The organism is Enterobacter cloacae complex sp. P16RS2 (assembly GCF_014982155.1).
GTDB lineage: Bacteria > Pseudomonadota > Gammaproteobacteria > Enterobacterales > Enterobacteriaceae > Enterobacter > Enterobacter cloacae_M.
Genome location: NZ_JADCKW010000013.1, coordinates 95670 through 113995, shown reverse-complemented (window position 1 = coordinate 113995; position 18326 = coordinate 95670). Strand labels below are relative to the sequence as shown.

11 protein-coding genes are annotated in these 18326 nt (G+C 57.0%); all 11 read left to right on the top strand.

All coding sequences use genetic code 11. The features are described from left to right. The first annotated feature begins 22 nt into the window (after positions 1-22). Positions 23-4975 carry an alpha-2-macroglobulin gene (locus INF68_RS09500; RefSeq protein ID WP_126787281.1) on the top strand — a complete coding sequence of 1651 codons (4953 nt, stop codon included), beginning with the start codon at positions 23-25 and terminating at the stop codon, positions 4973-4975. A gap of 1 nt (position 4976) precedes the next feature. Continuing rightward, positions 4977-7301, top strand: a complete 2325-nt coding sequence (gene pbpC / locus INF68_RS09495) for a peptidoglycan glycosyltransferase PbpC (RefSeq protein ID WP_109845496.1) — start codon at positions 4977-4979, stop codon at positions 7299-7301. A 156-nt stretch (positions 7302-7457) separates the two neighbouring features. Next, positions 7458-7889 carry a nucleoside-diphosphate kinase gene (ndk, locus tag INF68_RS09490; protein ID WP_003860625.1) on the top strand — a complete coding sequence of 144 codons (432 nt, stop codon included), beginning with the start codon at positions 7458-7460 and terminating at the stop codon, positions 7887-7889. 169 nt (positions 7890-8058) lie between these two features. Next, positions 8059-9225 carry a bifunctional tRNA (adenosine(37)-C2)-methyltransferase TrmG/ribosomal RNA large subunit methyltransferase RlmN gene (locus INF68_RS09485; RefSeq protein ID WP_014171168.1) on the top strand — a complete coding sequence of 389 codons (1167 nt, stop codon included), beginning with the start codon at positions 8059-8061 and terminating at the stop codon, positions 9223-9225. A gap of 293 nt (positions 9226-9518) precedes the next feature. Beyond that, complete coding sequence (gene rodZ, locus INF68_RS09480; RefSeq protein WP_193525312.1) at positions 9519-10532, top strand: cytoskeleton protein RodZ; 1014 nt, start codon at positions 9519-9521, stop codon at positions 10530-10532. A gap of 26 nt (positions 10533-10558) precedes the next feature. Continuing rightward, complete coding sequence (gene ispG, locus INF68_RS09475; protein WP_023308814.1) at positions 10559-11677, top strand: flavodoxin-dependent (E)-4-hydroxy-3-methylbut-2-enyl-diphosphate synthase; 1119 nt, start codon at positions 10559-10561, stop codon at positions 11675-11677. A gap of 80 nt (positions 11678-11757) precedes the next feature. Next, on the top strand, positions 11758-13032 hold the full coding sequence (hisS, locus tag INF68_RS09470; RefSeq protein WP_109845494.1) for a histidine--tRNA ligase: 1275 nt from the start codon (positions 11758-11760) through the stop codon (positions 13030-13032). A 13-nt stretch (positions 13033-13045) separates the two neighbouring features. Next, positions 13046-13666, top strand: coding sequence for a YfgM family protein (locus INF68_RS09465; RefSeq protein WP_023308812.1), 621 nt, complete (start codon positions 13046-13048; stop codon positions 13664-13666). Between the two features lie 10 nt (positions 13667-13676). Then, a complete protein-coding gene (gene bamB / locus INF68_RS09460) occupies positions 13677-14855 on the top strand; it encodes an outer membrane protein assembly factor BamB (protein ID WP_008502135.1) in 1179 nt (392 codons plus the stop codon). A gap of 112 nt (positions 14856-14967) precedes the next feature. Beyond that, entirely contained in the window at positions 14968-16440 is a 1473-nt protein-coding gene (der, locus tag INF68_RS09455; protein WP_023308811.1) for a ribosome biogenesis GTPase Der, read from the top strand. A 300-nt stretch (positions 16441-16740) separates the two neighbouring features. Continuing rightward, positions 16741-18285, top strand: a complete 1545-nt coding sequence (locus INF68_RS09450; protein ID WP_126787279.1) for a peptide MFS transporter — start codon at positions 16741-16743, stop codon at positions 18283-18285. Positions 18286-18326 lie beyond the last annotated feature (41 nt).

Here is an 18326-nt window from a genome sequence, read left to right as displayed (position 1 = left end):
CTCCATGGGCCAGGGATAAAGGATGAAACCGTTTCGCTTAGCCGCGCTCTCTCTTGCGCTGCTTACCACGTTTACGCTTGTCGGCTGTGATAACAGCGACAATAAACCCCAGGCTGCGGCTCCCGCGGCATCCATCGCATCCACACCGAAAGCCGCGGAAAAGCCCAATGCTGACACGCTGGCTAAACTGGCTGCCCAGAGTCAGGGAAAAGCGCTGACGTTGCTGGATACCTCTGAAGTTCAGCTCGACGGTGCCGCCACGCTGGTGCTGACCTTTTCTGTTCCGCTAAATCCCGATCAGGATTTCGCCAAAACGGTGCATGTCGTGGATAAGAAAAGCGGCAAGGTTGACGGGGCGTGGGAACTTGCGCCTAACCTGAAAGAGCTTCGACTGCGCCATCTGGAACCTAACCGTAACCTGGTCGTCACCGTTGAACGTGACCTGCAGGCGCTGAACAAGGCGACGTTTGGCATTGATTATGAAAAAGCCCTGACCACCCGGGACATTGAACCGACCGTTGGTTTTGCCAGCCGCGGCTCGCTGCTGCCGGGTAAGGTGGTGGAAGGTCTGCCGGTGATGGCGCTCAACGTCAACAATGTCGATGTCAACTTTTACCGCGTGAAGCCGGAATCGCTGGCCTCCCTTGTCAGCCAGTGGGAGTACCGTAACTCGCTGACCAGCTGGGAATCCGATAACCTGCTGAAGATGGCGGAGCTGGTTTACACCGGTCGATTCGATCTTAATCCGGCGCGCAATACGCGCGAAAAATTGCTGTTGCCCCTGAAGGATATTAAACCGCTCCAGCAGTCTGGCGTTTACATCGCGGTCATGAACCAGGCGGGGCACTACAACTACAGCAACGCCGCAACGCTCTTTACCTTAAGCGATATTGGTCTGTCCGCTCACCGTTACCATAACCGCCTGGATATTTTCACTCAGAGTCTGGAAAACGGTGCGGCGCAGTCCGGCGTGACCGTCACGCTGCTGAACGACAAAGGCCAGACTCTCGCTGAGGCGAAGAGCGACGCTGACGGTCATGCGAAGCTTGAAACGGACAAAGAAGCCGCGCTAATTCTGGCGAGCAAAGACGGCCAGACCACGCTGCTTGACCTCAAGCTTCCGGCGCTGGATCTGGCGGAGTTCGATATTGCCGGTAGCCCCGGCTACAGCAAGCAATTCTTCATGTTTGGCCCGCGCGATCTCTATCGTCCGGGTGAAACGGTGATCCTCAACGGCTTACTGCGCGACAGTGACGGTAAGCCGCTTCCCGATCAGCCCGTGAAGCTTGACGTGCTGCGCCCGGATGGACAGGTCGCGCGTACGATTGTCGTCAAGCCAGAGAATGGGCTCTATCGCTTTAACTATCCGCTGGACAGCGGAGCGCAGACCGGTATGTGGCATATCCGTGCCAACACGGGCGATAACCTGCAGCGCCTGTGGGACTTCCACGTCGAAGACTTCATGCCCGAGCGTATGGCATTGAACCTGAGCGGACAAAAATCGCCGCTATCACCGCAGGATAACGTCGACTTTAACGTGGTGGGCTATTACCTGTATGGCGCACCGGCCAACGGTAATTCTCTGCAGGGCCAGCTTTTCCTGCGTCCGCTGCGTGACGCGGTGGCTGCGCTGCCGGGCTTCCAGTTTGGCGATATCGCTGAGGAGAACCTGAGCCGCAGTCTGGATGAAGTGCAGCTTACGCTTGATGAGCAGGGGCGTGGGCAGGTTTCTACCGAAAGCCAGTGGAAAGAAGTGCACTCTCCGCTGCAGCTGATCCTGCAGGCCAGCCTGCTGGAGTCGGGCGGTCGTCCGGTGACGCGTCGCGCTGAGCAGGCAATCTGGCCTGCGGCTGAGCTGCCGGGTATCCGCCCTCAGTTCGCCAGTAAAGCCGTTTACGACTACCGAACCGATACCACCGTCAACCAGCCGATTGTCGACGAGAACGGCAATGCCAGCTTCGACATCGTTTACGCCGATGCCAGCGGCGCGAAAAAAGCGGTGTCCGGTTTGCAGGTTCGTCTCATTCGCGAGCGCCGTGACTACTTCTGGAACTGGTCTGAGAGCGAAGGCTGGCAGTCGCAGTTCGATCAGAAAGACCTGGTCGAAGGCGAGCAGGAGCTGACTCTCAAGGCTGACGAGACGGGTAAAGTCACCTTCCCGGTGGAGTGGGGCTCATACCGTCTGGAAGTTAAAGCGCCTGATGAGATGGTCAGCAGCGTGCGCTTCTGGGCAGGCTACAGCTGGCAGGATAACAGCGACGGCACCGGGGCCGCTCGGCCTGACCGTGTGACGCTTAAAATGGATAAGCCAGCCTATCAGCCAGGCGATACCATTAACCTGCACATTGCAGCGCCGGCAGCAGGTAAGGGCTATGCGATGATCGAGTCCAGCGAAGGGCCGCTGTGGTGGAAAGAGATCGACGTACCGGCAAACGGGCTTGATCTCGCTATCCCGGTCGACAAAGCCTGGAAGCGTCACGATCTCTATCTGAGCACGCTGGTGGTGCGTCCTGGTGATAAATCCAAATCCGCCACGCCGAAACGCGCGGTCGGCCTGCTGCATCTGCCGATGGGCGATGAAAATCGCCGTCTGAACATTGCGATCGATAACCCGCAGAAAATGCGTCCAAACCAGACGCTCTCAGTGAAGGTGAAAGCCAGCGTGAAAGAGGGTGCGGTGCCGCAGAAAGTGAACGTGCTTGTCTCTGCGGTGGACAGCGGCGTGCTGAATATTACCGATTACGTTACGCCCGATCCGTGGCAGGCTTTCTTCGGCCAGAAGCGCTATGGCGCGGACATTTACGATATCTACGGCCAGGTCATCGAAGGGCAGGGCCGCCTGGCCGCGCTGCGCTTTGGTGGTGACGGTGATGAGCTTAAGCGCGGCGGTAAGCCGCCGGTGAACCACGTCACCATTATTGCCCAGCAGGCACAGCCGGTTACGCTGGATGCCAACGGAGAAGGCACGATTACGCTGCCGATTGGTGATTTCAACGGTGAGCTGCGTCTGATGGCGCAGGCCTGGACGGAGGACGATTTCGGCAGCAGTGAAAGCAAGGTTGTGGTGGCCGCGCCGGTCATTGCCGAGCTTAATACGCCGCGCTTCCTGGCAAGCGGGGATACCTCGCGGCTGACGCTGGATATCACTAACCTCACCGACCAGCCGCAAACGCTGAACGTCGCCCTGACCGCGACAGGAAAACTGTCGCTGGAAGGCGGGCAGCCGCAGCCGATTCAGCTGTCTCCTGGCGCACGCAACACCCTGTTTATTCCGGTGCGTGCGCTGGACGGTTATGGTGACGGTGAAGTGATCGCTCAGGTGACCGGCCTGCAGCTCCCGGGTGAGACCTTCGCCCCGCAGCAGAAGAGCTGGAAAATCGGCGTGCGTCCGGCATTCCCGGCGCAGACGGTGAATACCGGTGCCATGCTGAATCCCGGCGAGTCCTGGACCGCACCGGCGCAGCATAGTAACGGTTTCTCTCCTGCTACCCTGCAGGGACAGCTGCTGCTGAGCGGCAAACCACCGCTTAACCTGGCGCGCTATATTCGCGAACTGCAGGCGTATCCGTATGGCTGCCTGGAACAGACCACCAGCGGTCTGTTCCCGTCGCTCTACACCAACGCGGCGCAGCTGACTGCACTTGGCATCAAAGGCGACACCGATGATAAGCGCCGTGCGGCGATTGATATTGGCATCTCCCGTCTGCTGCAGATGCAGCGTGAAGACGGAGGTTTTGCGCTGTGGGATAAAAACGGCCCGGAAGAGTACTGGCTGACCGCCTACGTGACCGACTTCCTGGTGCGCGCGGGCGAGCAGGGTTACAGCGTACCTGCCGATGCGGTGAATAACGCCAATAACCGCCTGCTGCGCTACCTCCAGGATCCGGGAATGATGTCCATTCGCTACAGCGATGATACTCAGGCCAGCAAGTTCGCCGTGCAGGCCTATGCCGCGCTGGTGCTGGCACGTCAGCAAAAAGCGCCGCTGGGCGCGCTGCGTGAAATCTGGGATCGCCACAAGCAGGCGGCTTCCGGGTTGCCGCTGATGCAGCTGGGCATGGCGCTCAAACTGATGGGCGATGCACCGCGCAGCCAGCAGGCGCTGGACCTGGCACTCAAAACGCCGCGTAACGACAGCAAAACCTGGATGGCCGATTACGGCAGCCAGCTTCGCGATAACGCTCTGATGCTCTCCCTGCTGGAGGAGTACAAGCTGCTGCCGGATGCGCAGAATACGCTGCTGAATGCTCTGTCTGAACAGGCCTTCAGCCAGCGCTGGCTGTCAACGCAGGAGAGCAATGCGCTGTTCCTGGCCGGACGTTCGCTGCAAACCTTGTCCGGTACATGGCAGGCGAAAACCTCTCTGTCTGAGACCGCATCTGGCGGCGATAAGTCACTGGTACAAAACGTGAGCGGCGACCAGCTTGGTGCGCTGCAGGTGACCAATACAGGGACAACACCGCTGTGGGTGCGTCTGGACAGCACCGGCTATCCGGAATACGCGCCTCAGCCGAGCGCGAACGTGCTGCAGGTTGAACGTCATATACTGGCAACCGACGGCAGCACTAAATCACTCTCTACCCTGAAGAGCGGTGAGCTGGTGCTGGTGTGGCTGGACGTTAAAGCCAGCCAGAACGTGCCGGATGCGCTGGTGGTGGATCTCCTCCCTGCGGGTCTGGAGCTGGAAAACCAGAACCTGGCAAGCAGCAGCGCCAGCCTGCAGGACAGCGGTAGCGAAGTACAGAACCTGCTCAGCCAGATGCAGCAGGCGGACATTCAGCATATGGAATTCCGCGACGACCGCTTTGTGGCTGCCGTACCGGTAAACGAAGGTCAGCCGGTCACGCTGGTCTATCTGGCCCGTGCCGTGACGCCGGGAACCTATCAGGTGCCGGTCCCGATGGTGGAGTCTATGTACGTTCCGCAGTGGCGGGCAACGGGGGCGGCCAGCGGCCCGCTGATTGTTGTTCCGTAATATGCGAATGGCACGTCTGACACGCTCCCGCTGGCTATGGCTGGCGGGAGCGCTTCTCGTTTTATGGGGGCTGATCGTCGCCGCCGACCGCCTGTGGCCGTTGCCTCTGAAAGAGGTTAACCCCGCCCGGGTGGTGGTGGATGAGAAGGGCACGCCGCTCTGGCGTTTTGCCGATAGCGACGGTATCTGGCGCTACCCGGTTACCATTGAAGAGGTTTCTCCCCGCTACCTTGAGGCGCTGATCCAGTATGAAGATCGCTGGTTCTGGGATCACCCTGGCGTAAACCCGCTTTCTGTCCTGCGCGCTGCCTGGCAGGATCTCAGTTCTGGCAAAGTCGTCTCTGGCGGAAGCACGCTCACAATGCAGGTGGCACGCCTGCTGGACCCACATCCGCGCACCTTTGGCGGCAAAGTTCGTCAGCTCTGGCGGGCGATGCAGCTGGAGTGGCATCTTTCCAAGCGAGACATTCTCACCCTCTATCTCAACCGCGCTCCGTTTGGCGGCACGCTGCAGGGCGTCGGAGCGGCAAGCTGGACCTATCTCGGCAAACCGCCGTCGCAGCTCAGCTATTCCGAAGCGGCGCTGCTGGCGGTACTGCCGCAGGCACCCAGCCGCTTGCGTCCGGACCGATGGCCTGAACGGGCAGAAGCGGCGCGCAACAAAGTGCTCGACCGCATGGTCACGCAGGGCGTCTGGTCTGCGAAGCAGGTCAAAGAATCACGGGAGGAATCGGTATGGCTGGCGCCCCGGCAGATGCCGCAGCTGGCACCGCTCTTTGCGCGCATGATGCTAGGCAAAAGCCGCGACACTAAAATTGTCACCACGCTGGATGCCGGGCTACAGCGGCAGCTGGAAGAGCTGGCGATGAACTGGAAATCTCGCCTGCCGGCACGTAGCTCGCTGGCGATGATCGTCGTGGATCATACGGATATGAAAGTGCGCGGCTGGGTCGGCTCGGTGGATATTAACGATGACACGCGTTTCAGCCACGTGGATATGGTCAATGCGATCCGATCCCCGGGATCGGTGTTAAAGCCCTTTATTTACGGTATGGCGCTGGACGATGGCCTGATCCATCCCGCCTCGCTGCTCCAGGACGTTCCCAGAAAAACCGGTGATTATCGCCCCGGGAATTTTGACAGTGGGTTCCACGGACCGGTCAGCATGAGTGAAGCGCTGGTGCGCTCCCTCAACCTGCCCGCGGTACAGGTACTGGAAGCCTACGGGCCAAAACGTTTTGCCGGGATGCTGAGCAACGCGGGATTGCCGCTGATCCTGCCCGCGGGTGCGCAGCCGAATCTGTCCCTGATCCTCGGCGGGGCAGGCGCCCGGCTGGCGGATATCACAGCGGCCTACAGCGCCTTTGCCCGACACGGTAAGGCGGGAAGGCTGCGTTTACGGCCGGGCGATCCGCTCATTGAACGTCCGCTGCTGTCGCAAGGCTCGGCGTGGATTATTCGCCGTATTCTGGCGAACGAGGCGCAGCCGCTCCCGGATAATGCGCTACCGCAAATCGCGCCGCTGGCGTGGAAAACCGGCACCAGCTACGGCTACCGTGATGCCTGGGCGATTGGTCTGAATGCCCGTTACGTAATAGGCATCTGGACAGGACGACCGGACGGCACGCCCGTAGCGGGGCAGTTTGGTTTCGCCAGCGCGGTTCCACTCTTAAATCAGGTAAACAACCTGCTTCAGTCACGCTCAACGGTAGACGAAGCCCGCCTGCCGCGCGACCCGCGTCCGGAGAGCGTAGGGCGGGGCGTGATCTGCTGGCCGGGCGGCCAGTCGCTGCCGGAAGGAAGCGAAAACTGTCGGCGTCGCCTGTCGACCTGGCTGCTGGAAGGGAGTGAACCGCCCACGCTGCTATTGCCCGAACAGGAAGGGATACGCGGCATTCGATTTCCGGTCTGGCTGGATAAAACGGGTAAACGCGTGGCGGCAGATTGCCCTGATGCAACTGAAAAAGTCCTGGATGTCTGGCCGCTGCCGCTGGAGCCGTGGCTGCCGGCGACCGAGCGTCGCGCGGTACGGGTTCCTTCTTCATCAACCACCTGTCCTCCGCTGTCGCAGGACGCACCTGCGCCACTCATCCTGACAGGCGTGCGTGAAGGGGCCGTCATCAAACGTCTGCCGGGGGAATCCCGCGTTTCGCTGCCGCTTCAGGCGACCGGCAATAGCGGTGAGCGCTGGTGGTTTTTGAACGGTGAACCGCTGAATGTGAAGGGAAGAGTTTACACATTACAGCTTGATAAATCTGGCGATTATCAGTTACTCGTTATGGATGAGACCGGGCAGGTCGCGACGGTGAATTTTACTTTGCAGTGATCTGAAAACAGCTTTCTGATGTGAGCTGTTGCTAAAACTCGTCTTATTTTAAAAAAATGTTACCTGAATCCATAGGCAATGGCGCTATTGCTCATTATAATCCGCGCCACACCATACTCAGGTATGCAAAACAACAGAACATTGACAGAGGTTATCATGGCTATTGAACGTACTTTTTCCATCATCAAACCAAACGCGGTGGCAAAAAACGTTATTGGCAGCATCTTCGCTCGCTTTGAATCTGCAGGGTTCAAAATTGTTGGCACCAAAATGCTGCACCTGACCGTTGAGCAGGCGCGCGGCTTCTACGCTGAGCACGAAGGTCGCCCATTCTTTGACGGCCTGGTGGAGTTCATGACTTCCGGTCCAATCGTGGTATCCGTGCTGGAAGGCGAAAACGCAGTACAGCGTCACCGCGACCTGCTGGGCGCAACCAACCCGGACAACGCGCTGGCAGGCACTCTGCGCGCTGACTATGCGGACAGCTTCACCGAGAACGGTACCCACGGTTCTGACTCTGTTGAATCTGCTGCACGCGAAATCGCTTTCTTCTTCGCAGAAGGCGAAGTGTGTCCACGCACCCGTTAATTTAACGGTTTCGTTTACACATTATTTTCGTAAATGCCGCGTCCAGACGTGGCATCCCTGCGCCAGACTTTGTACAATGCAACGCCCCGGACGAGCAGACCGCTTTCCGGGGCGTTTCTATTCAACCCTCCATGGGCCATAACGTGTAACAACGAGGCCGGAAAATATTATGTCTGAATTAGTGAATACCTCCGAAGTCGCCATTCCTGCGGTTCCCAATAAAAATGGAAAAATCAACCTGCTGGATCTGAACCGTCAGCAGATGCGCGAGTTCTTTAAAGAGATGGGTGAAAAGCCGTTTCGTGCCGATCAGGTCATGAAGTGGATGTACCATTACTGCAGCGACAATTTCGATGACATGACTGACATCAACAAGGTCCTGCGCAACAAGCTCAAAGAAGTGGCTGAAATCCGCGCACCGGAAGTGGTGGAAGAGCAGCGATCCGCAGATGGCACCATCAAATGGGCGATTGCGGTCGGCGATCAGCGCGTTGAGACCGTCTACATCCCGGAAGAAGACCGCGCCACGCTGTGTGTCTCCTCTCAGGTAGGCTGTGCGCTGGAGTGCAAATTCTGCTCTACCGCGCAGCAAGGCTTTAACCGTAACCTGCGGGTGTCAGAAATTATCGGCCAGGTCTGGCGTGCCGCGAAAATCGTGGGTGCGGCAAAAGTAACCGGTACGCGTCCTATCACCAACGTGGTGATGATGGGTATGGGTGAGCCGCTGCTGAACCTGACCAACGTCGTTCCGGCGATGGAAATCATGCTGGATGACTTCGGTTTTGGTCTGTCCAAGCGTCGCGTCACGTTGTCTACCTCTGGCGTTGTGCCTGCGCTGGACAAGCTGGGCGATATGATTGACGTAGCGCTGGCGATCTCTCTGCATGCACCAAACGACGAAATTCGTGACGAAATTGTGCCGATCAACAAAAAGTACAATATCGAAACCTTCCTCGCTGCGGTGCGTCGCTATCTGGAGAAATCCAACGCCAACCAGGGCCGCGTCACCATCGAGTACGTGATGCTTGACCACGTCAACGACGGTACCGAACATGCGCATCAGCTGGCTGAACTGCTGAAAGATACACCATGCAAAATCAACCTGATCCCGTGGAACCCGTTCCCGGGCGCGCCGTATGGCCGTAGCTCGAACAGCCGTATCGACCGTTTCTCCAAGGTGCTGATGGAGTATGGTTTCACCACCATCGTGCGTAAAACCCGTGGTGATGACATTGATGCAGCATGCGGACAGCTGGCAGGTGATGTTATTGACCGCACCAAGCGTACCCTGCGTAAACGCATGCAGGGCGAGACGATCGCGGTTAAAGCTGTTTGATTATTATGCACTCACGGCGCATTATCTGCGCCGTGAAGCATACTCTTACTGAATAATCAGTCAGATTCGTGATGACTGAACAATAATTACGGTGCGTTTCATCCGACTTTCGGGCAGTATGTAACGACGTAACAACAGTTTAGCCGTACGGGCAGGGCTGTACTGTCATCTCCGGGCTGACAGTCTTATACTCTCTGTTCAAGGTTAACTGACCAGAAGTTTCGCGGTGCGGGTGGCATTGTGACTCACCGGCACCTGAACCCTTATTTTTCACGTACCAGTAGTTGTAGCGAATGAATACTGAAGCCACTCACGACCAACATGAAGCACTCTCCACTGGCGTTCGTCTTCGCAACGCCCGTGAACAACTCGGACTCAGCCAGCAAGCCGTTGCGGAACGCTTGTGCCTGAAGGTTTCCACGGTTCGCGATATTGAAGAAGATAAGGCACCTGCCGATCTGGCTTCAACGTTCTTGCGCGGTTATATCCGCTCTTACGCAAAACTGGTGCATATCCCCGAAAACGAATTACTGCCAATGATGGAGAAGCAGGCACCGGTCCGTGCAGCAAAAGTTGCGCCGATGCAGACCTTCTCCCTGGGGAAACGTCGTAAAAAACGCGATGGCTGGCTGATGAGCTTTACCTGGCTGGTGCTGTTTGTGGTGATCGGTCTGACCGGCGCATGGTGGTGGCAAAACCACAAGGCCCAGCAGGAAGAGATTACCACTATGGCCGATCAATCCTCCGCCGAACTCAACCAGGCCGGAAGTGAGAATGCCCAGAACGTGCCGCTAAATACCGACGGTTCAGCGTCCTCAAGCGAGCCACAGACCGCAGCGCCAGACGCGTCGGCGACCGATGCAGCACAGGCTCCGGCAGCAACGGCTAACACCGCTGCGCCGCAGGCTCAGGATCAAAACGCGGTTGTTGCCCCTTCTCAGGCTAATGTTGATACAGCGGCGAACGCGCCTGCGGCTACTCAGCCTGCGGACAATAGCGCAGCGACTCTGCCAACCAGCCCGGCGGGTACGGCGACAGCAGCCGATCCCAACGCGCTGGTGATGAACTTCAGCGCCGACTGCTGGCTGGAAGTGACTGACGCGACAGGTAAAAAACTGTTCAGCGGCCTGCAGCGTAAAGATGGCACGTTAAACCTAACCGGCCAGGCTCCCTATAAACTTAAAATCGGCGCTCCGGCAGCGGTACAGATCCAGTATCAAGGAAAACCTATCGACCTGAGCCGCTTTATCAGAACTAACCAGGTTGCACGTCTTACCGTTAATGCCGAACAATCAGCAGCACAGTAACAGACGGGCAACGCGGGAGATTTTTCATGCATAACCAGGCTCCGATTCAACGTAGAAAATCGAAACGGATTTACGTTGGGAATGTGCCAATCGGCGATGGGGCACCTATCGCCGTTCAGTCGATGACCAACACGCGCACTACCGATGTAGAAGCGACGGTCAATCAAATCAAAGCATTAGAACGTGTAGGCGCGGACATTGTTCGCGTCTCCGTCCCGACCATGGATGCCGCTGAGGCGTTCAAACTGATCAAACAGCAGGTCAGCGTTCCGCTGGTGGCTGATATTCACTTCGACTACCGCATCGCGCTGAAAGTGGCCGAATACGGCGTCGATTGCCTGCGCATTAACCCGGGCAACATCGGTAACGAAGAGCGTATCCGCATGGTCGTGGACTGCGCCCGCGATAAAAATATTCCTATCCGTATCGGCGTTAACGCCGGTTCCCTGGAAAAAGACCTGCAGGAAAAATACGGCGAGCCTACGCCACAGGCGCTGCTCGAATCCGCGATGCGTCATGTCGATCATCTCGATCGCCTTAACTTCGATCAGTTCAAAGTCAGCGTAAAAGCGTCCGACGTGTTCCTGGCGGTAGAGTCTTATCGTCTGCTGGCAAAGCAGATCGACCAGCCTCTTCACCTCGGGATCACCGAAGCGGGCGGCCTGCGCAGTGGCTCTGTAAAATCTGCGATCGGTCTGGGGCTGCTGCTCTCTGAAGGCATCGGTGACACCCTGCGCGTCTCGCTGGCGGCCGATCCGGTCGAAGAGATCAAAGTCGGTTTCGATATCCTGAAGTCGCTGCGCATTCGCGCGCGTGGGATCAACTTCATTGCCTGCCCAACCTGCTCGCGTCAGGAGTTTGATGTGATCGGCACGGTGAATGCCCTGGAGCAGCGTCTGGAAGATATTATCACCCCGATGGACGTCTCCATCATCGGCTGCGTGGTAAACGGTCCGGGTGAAGCACTGGTGTCAACTCTTGGCGTGACCGGCGGTAACAAGAAAAGTGGTCTCTATGAAGATGGCGTTCGTAAAGATCGTCTGGATAATAGCGACATGATCGACCAGCTTGAGGCCCGTATCCGCGCCAAAGCCGCCATGATGGACGAAACACAGCGTATAAGCGTTCAGCAGGTTGAAAAATAACGTGATGGGAAGCGTGCCGCTTCCCATGTATGATTGAACCCATTCTTTGGGTTTTTTTTGTATATAGAAAGAGAATAAACGTGGCAAAAAACATTCAAGCCATCCGCGGCATGAACGATTATCTGCCTGGCGAAACCGCCATCTGGCAGCGCATTGAAGGCACACTGAAGCAGGTGCTCGGCAGCTACGGTTACAGCGAAATCCGTTTGCCGATTGTAGAGCAGACCCCGTTATTCAAACGCGCGATCGGTGAAGTCACCGACGTGGTTGAAAAAGAGATGTACACCTTTGAGGACCGCAACGGCGACAGCCTGACCCTGCGTCCGGAAGGTACGGCGGGATGCGTACGCGCCGGCATCGAACATGGTCTTCTGTACAATCAGGAGCAGCGCCTGTGGTATATCGGCCCGATGTTCCGCCACGAACGTCCTCAGAAAGGTCGTTATCGCCAGTTCAATCAGCTGGGTGTGGAAGTCTTTGGCCTGCAGGGCCCGGACATTGACGCCGAACTGATTATGCTGACCGCCCGCTGGTGGCGCGCCCTCGGTATCGCCGATCACGTTTCCCTTGAGCTGAACTCTATCGGTTCTCTGGAAGCACGCGCTAGCTACCGCGATGCGCTGGTGGCGTTCCTGGAACAGCATAAAGAGAAGCTGGACGAAGACTGCAAACGTCGCATGTACAGTAACCCGCTGCGCGTTCTGGATTCCAAAAACGCGGATGTTCAGGCACTGCTGAACGATGCGCCTGCGCTGGGTGACTACCTGGATGAAGAATCTCGCGAACACTTCGCGGGCCTGTGCAAGCTGCTTGAGGCGGCAGGAATCGCCTATACCGTGAACCAGCGCCTTGTGCGCGGTCTGGACTATTACAACCGTACCGTGTTTGAGTGGGTGACCACCAGCCTCGGTTCTCAGGGTACCGTATGTGCGGGCGGCCGTTATGACGGTCTGGTTGAGCAACTTGGCGGTCGCGCAGCCCCTGCTGTTGGCTTCGCGATGGGCCTTGAGCGACTTGTTTTGCTGGTTCAGGCAGTTAATCCGGAATTTAAAGCAGATTCCGTTGTCGATATATACCTGGTGGCTTCAGGCGCGGAAACGCAGTCTGCGGCGATGCAGCTTGCCGAACGCGTGCGCGATGCGCTGCCGGGCGTTAAGCTGATGACCAACCATGGCGGCGGCAACTTCAAAAAACAGTTTGCTCGTGCCGATAAGTGGGGCGCAAGTATTGCACTGGTGCTGGGCGAGTCCGAAGTGGCTAACGGCGAAGTGGTGGTGAAGGACCTGCGCTCTGGTGAGCAGACAACGGTAACGCAGGACAGCGTTGCGGCGCACTTGCGCACTCTATTGGGCTAAGGAGAAGGACTGCGTGGAAATTTACGAGAACGAACACGATCAGGTCGACGCGATTAAGCGCTTCTTTGTTGAAAACGGCAAAGCGCTGGTTGTTGGGGTTATTTTAGGTATCGGTGCGCTGGTGGGCTGGCGTTACTGGAACAATCATCAGGCAGATTCCGCGCGTGGCGCGTCGCTGTCCTATGAAAATACCGTGAGCGCAATTCGTGCCGATCAGCCGCAAACGCTGGCTGCGGCAGAAAAATTTGCGGCTGACAACAAAAACACCTACGGTGCACTGGCTGCGCTGGAAGTGGCTCAGCAGTACGTTGATAAGAACGAACTGGATAAAGCCGCTGCACAGCTCTCGCAGAGCCTTGCTGCGGCCAGCGATGAGAACCTGAAAGCGGTGATCAATCTGCGCCTGGCACGTATTCAGGTTCAGCAGAAAAAAGCTGACGATGCGCTGAAAACGCTCGATACCATCAAAGGCGAAGGTTTTGCTGCCATCGTTGCCGATCTGCGCGGTGAAGCACTGCTGAGCAAAGGTGACAAAGCGGGCGCGCGTAAAGCGTGGCAAGCTGGCGTAGAGAGCAATGCTTCACCTGCGCTGAGCGAAATGATGCAGATGAAAATAAATAATTTGTCCGTCTGAGAGGGACCCGATGCAATTGCGTAAATTACTTCTGCCAGGACTGCTTTCTGTTACGTTATTGAGTGGTTGTTCACTGTTCAGTGGCGAAGAAGACGTTGTGAAAATGTCCCCACTGCCGACGGTTGAAAACCAGTTTACCCCATCCACCGCGTGGGATGTCTCCGTGGGCAATGGGATTGGTGATTTCTATTCCAACCTTCATCCTGCGTATGCAGACAGCGTTGTCTATGCCGCTGACCGCAAAGGTACCGTGAAAGCGGTGAACGCCGATGACGGGAAAGAAGTATGGTCCGTTAACCTGGCGGAAAAAGACGGCTGGTTCTCCCGTAAACCTGCACTGCTGTCTGGCGGTCTGACCGTTGCCGGTGGTCATGTCTACGTGGGCAGCGAAAAAGCGCAGGTTTATGCGCTGAACAGCAGCGACGGCTCCATTGCCTGGCAAACAACCGTAGCGGGTGAATCCCTGTCTCGTCCGGTAGTAAGCGACGGTCTGGTGCTGATTCATACCAGCAACGGCCAGCTGCAGGCGCTGAACGAAGCGGACGGTCTGGTGAAATGGACCGTTAATCTGGATATGCCTGCGCTCTCTCTGCGCGGCGAATCCGCACCGGCTACCGCATTTGGTGCTGCCATTGTGGGCGGTGACAACGGTCGCGTGAGCGCAGTGCTGATGCAGCAGGGCCAGATGATCTGGCAGCAGCGCATCTCTCAGGCTACTGGCTCAACGGAAATTGACCGTCTGAGCGACGTAGACACAACGCCAGTCATCGTTAACGGTGTGGTTTACGCGCTGGCCTATAACGGCAACCTGACCGCGCTGGATCTGCGCAGCGGCCAGATCATGTGGAAACGTGAGCTGGGCTCTGTGAACGATTTCATCGTTGAGGGCAACCGCATCTATATGGTCGATCAGAACGATCGTCTGCTGGCTCTGAGCACCGAAGGCGGCGTGACGCTGTGGACGCAAAGCGATCTGCTGCACCGTCTGCTGACTGCTCCGGCACTGTACAACGGTAGCCTGGTGGTTGGCGACAGCGAAGGGTATATGCACTGGATCGATCCGGATAACGGCCGCTTTGTTGCACAGCAAAAAGTCGACAGCTCTGGTTTCCTGACCGATCCGGTTGTGGCCGACGGCAAACTGCTGATTCAGGCAAAAGACGGCACGCTGTACGCGATCACGCGTTAATTACCCGGCGGTTGTAGTATACTAAACGGCTCCTGTTCACTCAGGAGCCGTTTTGACATTTTTAAAAACGCCGCAAAAGCGACGTTATTTTGAATTTTATGAGGCTTCAAACATGGTACCTGTGGTCGCGCTTGTCGGGCGCCCTAACGTTGGAAAATCCACTCTTTTTAACCGTTTAACACGCACCCGTGATGCGCTGGTTGCGGATTTCCCGGGGCTGACGCGTGACCGTAAGTACGGTCGTGCAGAGGTGGAAGGACGTGAGTTCATCTGTATTGATACCGGTGGTATTGACGGCACAGAAGACGGCGTTGAAACCCGCATGGCGGAACAGTCGCTGCTGGCGATTGAAGAAGCGGATGTGGTGCTGTTTATGGTGGATGCGCGCGCTGGCCTGATGCCGGCGGACTCCGCTATTGCCAAACACCTGCGTTCACGCGAAAAGCCGACCTTCCTGGTGGCGAACAAAACTGACGGCATCGATGCCGATCAGGCCGTCGCGGATTTCTGGTCTCTGGGCCTGGGTGAGATCTACCCGATTGCGGCATCGCATGGCCGTGGCGTCACCAGCCTGCTGGAAACCGTTCTGCTACCGTGGGTTGATGAAGTGAACCCGCCGGAAGAAGTAGACGAAGACGCTGAATACTGGGCGCAGTTCGAAGACGGAGAAGAGGGCGAAGAAGAGCCTGAAGACGACTTCAACCCGCAGGACCTGCCGATCAAGCTGGCCATCGTGGGTCGTCCAAACGTAGGTAAGTCTACGCTTACTAACCGTATTCTGGGTGAAGAGCGCGTGGTCGTTTACGACATGCCGGGCACCACCCGTGACAGTATCTACATTCCTATGCAGCGCGATGAGCGTGAGTATGTCCTCATCGACACCGCCGGGGTGCGTAAGCGCGGGAAAATCACCGATGTGGTGGAAAAATTCTCCGTTATCAAAACCCTGCAGGCGATCGAAGATGCCAACGTGGTGCTGCTGGTCATCGACGCACGCGAAGGTATCTCCGATCAGGACCTCTCTCTGCTCGGCTTTATCCTCAATAGTGGGCGCTCACTGGTTATCGTGGTCAACAAGTGGGATGGCCTGAGCAATGAAGTGCGCGAGCAGGTGAAAGAGACCCTCGACTTCCGTCTGGGCTTTATCGACTTCGCCCGCGTGCACTTTATCTCTGCGCTGCACGGCAGCGGTGTGGGTAACCTGTTCGAATCCGTGCGTGAAGCGTACGACAGCTCCACCCGTCGTCAGAGCACCGCGATGCTGACCCGCATCATGAACATGGCTGCAGAAGACCATCAGCCGCCGCTGGTGCGTGGCCGTCGCGTGAAGCTGAAATATGCCCACGCAGGTGGTTACAACCCGCCAATCGTAGTAATTCATGGCAACCAGGTGAAAGACCTGCCGGATTCCTACAAGCGCTATCTGATGAACTACTTCCGTAAATCGCTGGACGTAATGGGCACGCCTATCCGTATCCAGTTCAAGGAAGGGGAAAACCCGTTTGCCAACAAGCGCAACACCCTGACGCCAAATCAGATGCGTAAGCGTAAGCGCTTGATTAAGCACATTAAGAAAAGCAAATAAGCTTTACCTGCTTCACGAAAGCCCGCGTTTATCGCGGGCTTTTTTTTGCCCAATCATACCGCCAGTTTTCTCTGTGTGAAGTCAATCACTATTCACTTTTAACCAATTTTAAATCTAAGAAAGTAGACAATCGTCGAATTTTCATCTTAAAGTCCAGGGGCCGGTACTAGACAAAACTAGCGCCTGGTTATCAAATGGTTAACTAACTTTTCGCCGCATGTAAAAAATCGGCCAGATACGTAACTGGCCGGCGTACCTGCTGGTGTTTACAAGCACGACGACATACCTTTCGGGAGAATTATGCAATCCACTGTTAATCAAAAAGAGAGCCGAACGTTCTTCGGCCATCCGTATCCGCTCGGTTCCCTGTTCTTCACCGAAATGTGGGAGCGTTTCTCATTTTACGGCATTCGTCCGTTACTGATCCTGTTTATGGCCGCCACCGTTTATGACGGCGGGATGGGCCTGGCGCGTGAAAACGCCTCGGCGATTGTCGGTATCTTTGCCGGTACCATGTACCTGGCCGCGCTGCCGGGCGGCTGGCTGGCGGATAACTGGCTCGGTCAGCAGAGAGCCGTCTGGTACGGTTCAATTCTGATTGCGCTCGGTCACCTGTCGATTGCGCTTTCGGCGGTGATGGGGAACAACCTGTTCTTTATCGGCCTGATGTTCATCGTGCTTGGCTCCGGGCTGTTCAAAACCTGTATCTCGGTGATGGTCGGCACCCTGTATAAAAAAGGCGACGCGCGTCGTGACGGCGGTTTCTCGCTGTTCTATATGGGCATCAACATGGGCTCGTTCATCGCGCCGCTGATTTCCGGCTGGCTGATTAAAACCCACGGCTGGCACTGGGGCTTTGGTATTGGCGGCATCGGGATGCTGGTGGCGCTGATTATCTTCCGCGTGTTTGCCGTTCCGGCGATGAAACGCTATGACGGCGAAGTCGGCCTCGACTCCACATGGAACAGCCCGGTGGTGAAGCGTAACGGCGTAGGCGTATGGCTGCTGGCGCTGGCGGCAGGCGTGGCAACGATCGTGACGCTGATTGCGCAGGGCGTGATTGTGATTAACCCGGTCGCGGTAGCCAGCGTGCTGGTCTACGTGATTGCGGCGTCCGTTGCCCTCTACTTTATTTATCTGTTTGTCTTTGCGGGGCTGAACCGTAAAGAGCGCGTCAGGCTGTTGGTCTGCTTTATTCTGCTGATCTCCGCGGCGTTCTTCTGGTCCGCGTTTGAGCAGAAGCCAACCTCATTCAACCTGTTTGCCAACGACTACACTAACCGCATGATTGGTGATTTTGAAATCCCGGCGGTGTGGTTCCAGTCAATCAACGCCCTGTTCATCATCCTGCTGGCACCGGTGTTTAGCTGGGCATGGCCGAAGCTCGCGAGCAAAAACATTCGTCCGAGCAGCATCACCAAGTTTGTTATTGGTATTTTGTGCGCGGCGGCAGGCTTTGGCCTGATGATGCTGGCGGCACAGAACGTGCTGAGCAGCGGTGGAGAGGGCGTATCGCCGTTCTGGCTGGTGGGCAGCATCCTGATGCTGACGCTTGGTGAACTGTGCCTGAGTCCGATTGGCCTGGCGACCATGACGCTGCTTGCGCCGGAAAGAATGCGCGGCCAGATGATGGGGCTGTGGTTCTGCGCCAGCGCGCTGGGTAACCTGGCGGCGGGCCTGATCGGCGGCCACGTGAAGGCCGATCAGCTGGATATGCTGCCGGATCTCTTTGCTCGCTGCTCCATCGCGCTGCTGATCTGTGCCGCGGTACTGATCGTCCTTATTGTTCCGGTGCGCCGCATGCTGGAAAATGCGCAAACTAAACCGGCTGCTAACGCCTCATAAACCTCGGTCTTGCCGGGGCGGCGTTATGCCCCGGTAAAACC

Bases quoted from the DNA above. Each gene is read 5' to 3' on its own strand.
- INF68_RS09500 (WP_126787281.1), top strand. From the start codon at position 23: ATGAAACCGTTTCGCTTAGCCGCGCTCTCTCTTGCGCTGCTTACCACG.
- pbpC (WP_109845496.1), top strand. From the start codon at position 4,977: ATGCGAATGGCACGTCTGACACGCTCCCGCTGGCTATGGCTGGCGGGA.
- ndk (WP_003860625.1), top strand. From the start codon at position 7,458: ATGGCTATTGAACGTACTTTTTCCATCATCAAACCAAACGCGGTGGCA.
- INF68_RS09485 (WP_014171168.1), top strand. From the start codon at position 8,059: ATGTCTGAATTAGTGAATACCTCCGAAGTCGCCATTCCTGCGGTTCCC.
- rodZ (WP_193525312.1), top strand. From the start codon at position 9,519: ATGAATACTGAAGCCACTCACGACCAACATGAAGCACTCTCCACTGGC.
- ispG (WP_023308814.1), top strand. From the start codon at position 10,559: ATGCATAACCAGGCTCCGATTCAACGTAGAAAATCGAAACGGATTTAC.
- bamB (WP_008502135.1), top strand. From the start codon at position 13,677: ATGCAATTGCGTAAATTACTTCTGCCAGGACTGCTTTCTGTTACGTTA.
- der (WP_023308811.1), top strand. From the start codon at position 14,968: ATGGTACCTGTGGTCGCGCTTGTCGGGCGCCCTAACGTTGGAAAATCC.
- INF68_RS09450 (WP_126787279.1), top strand. From the start codon at position 16,741: ATGCAATCCACTGTTAATCAAAAAGAGAGCCGAACGTTCTTCGGCCAT.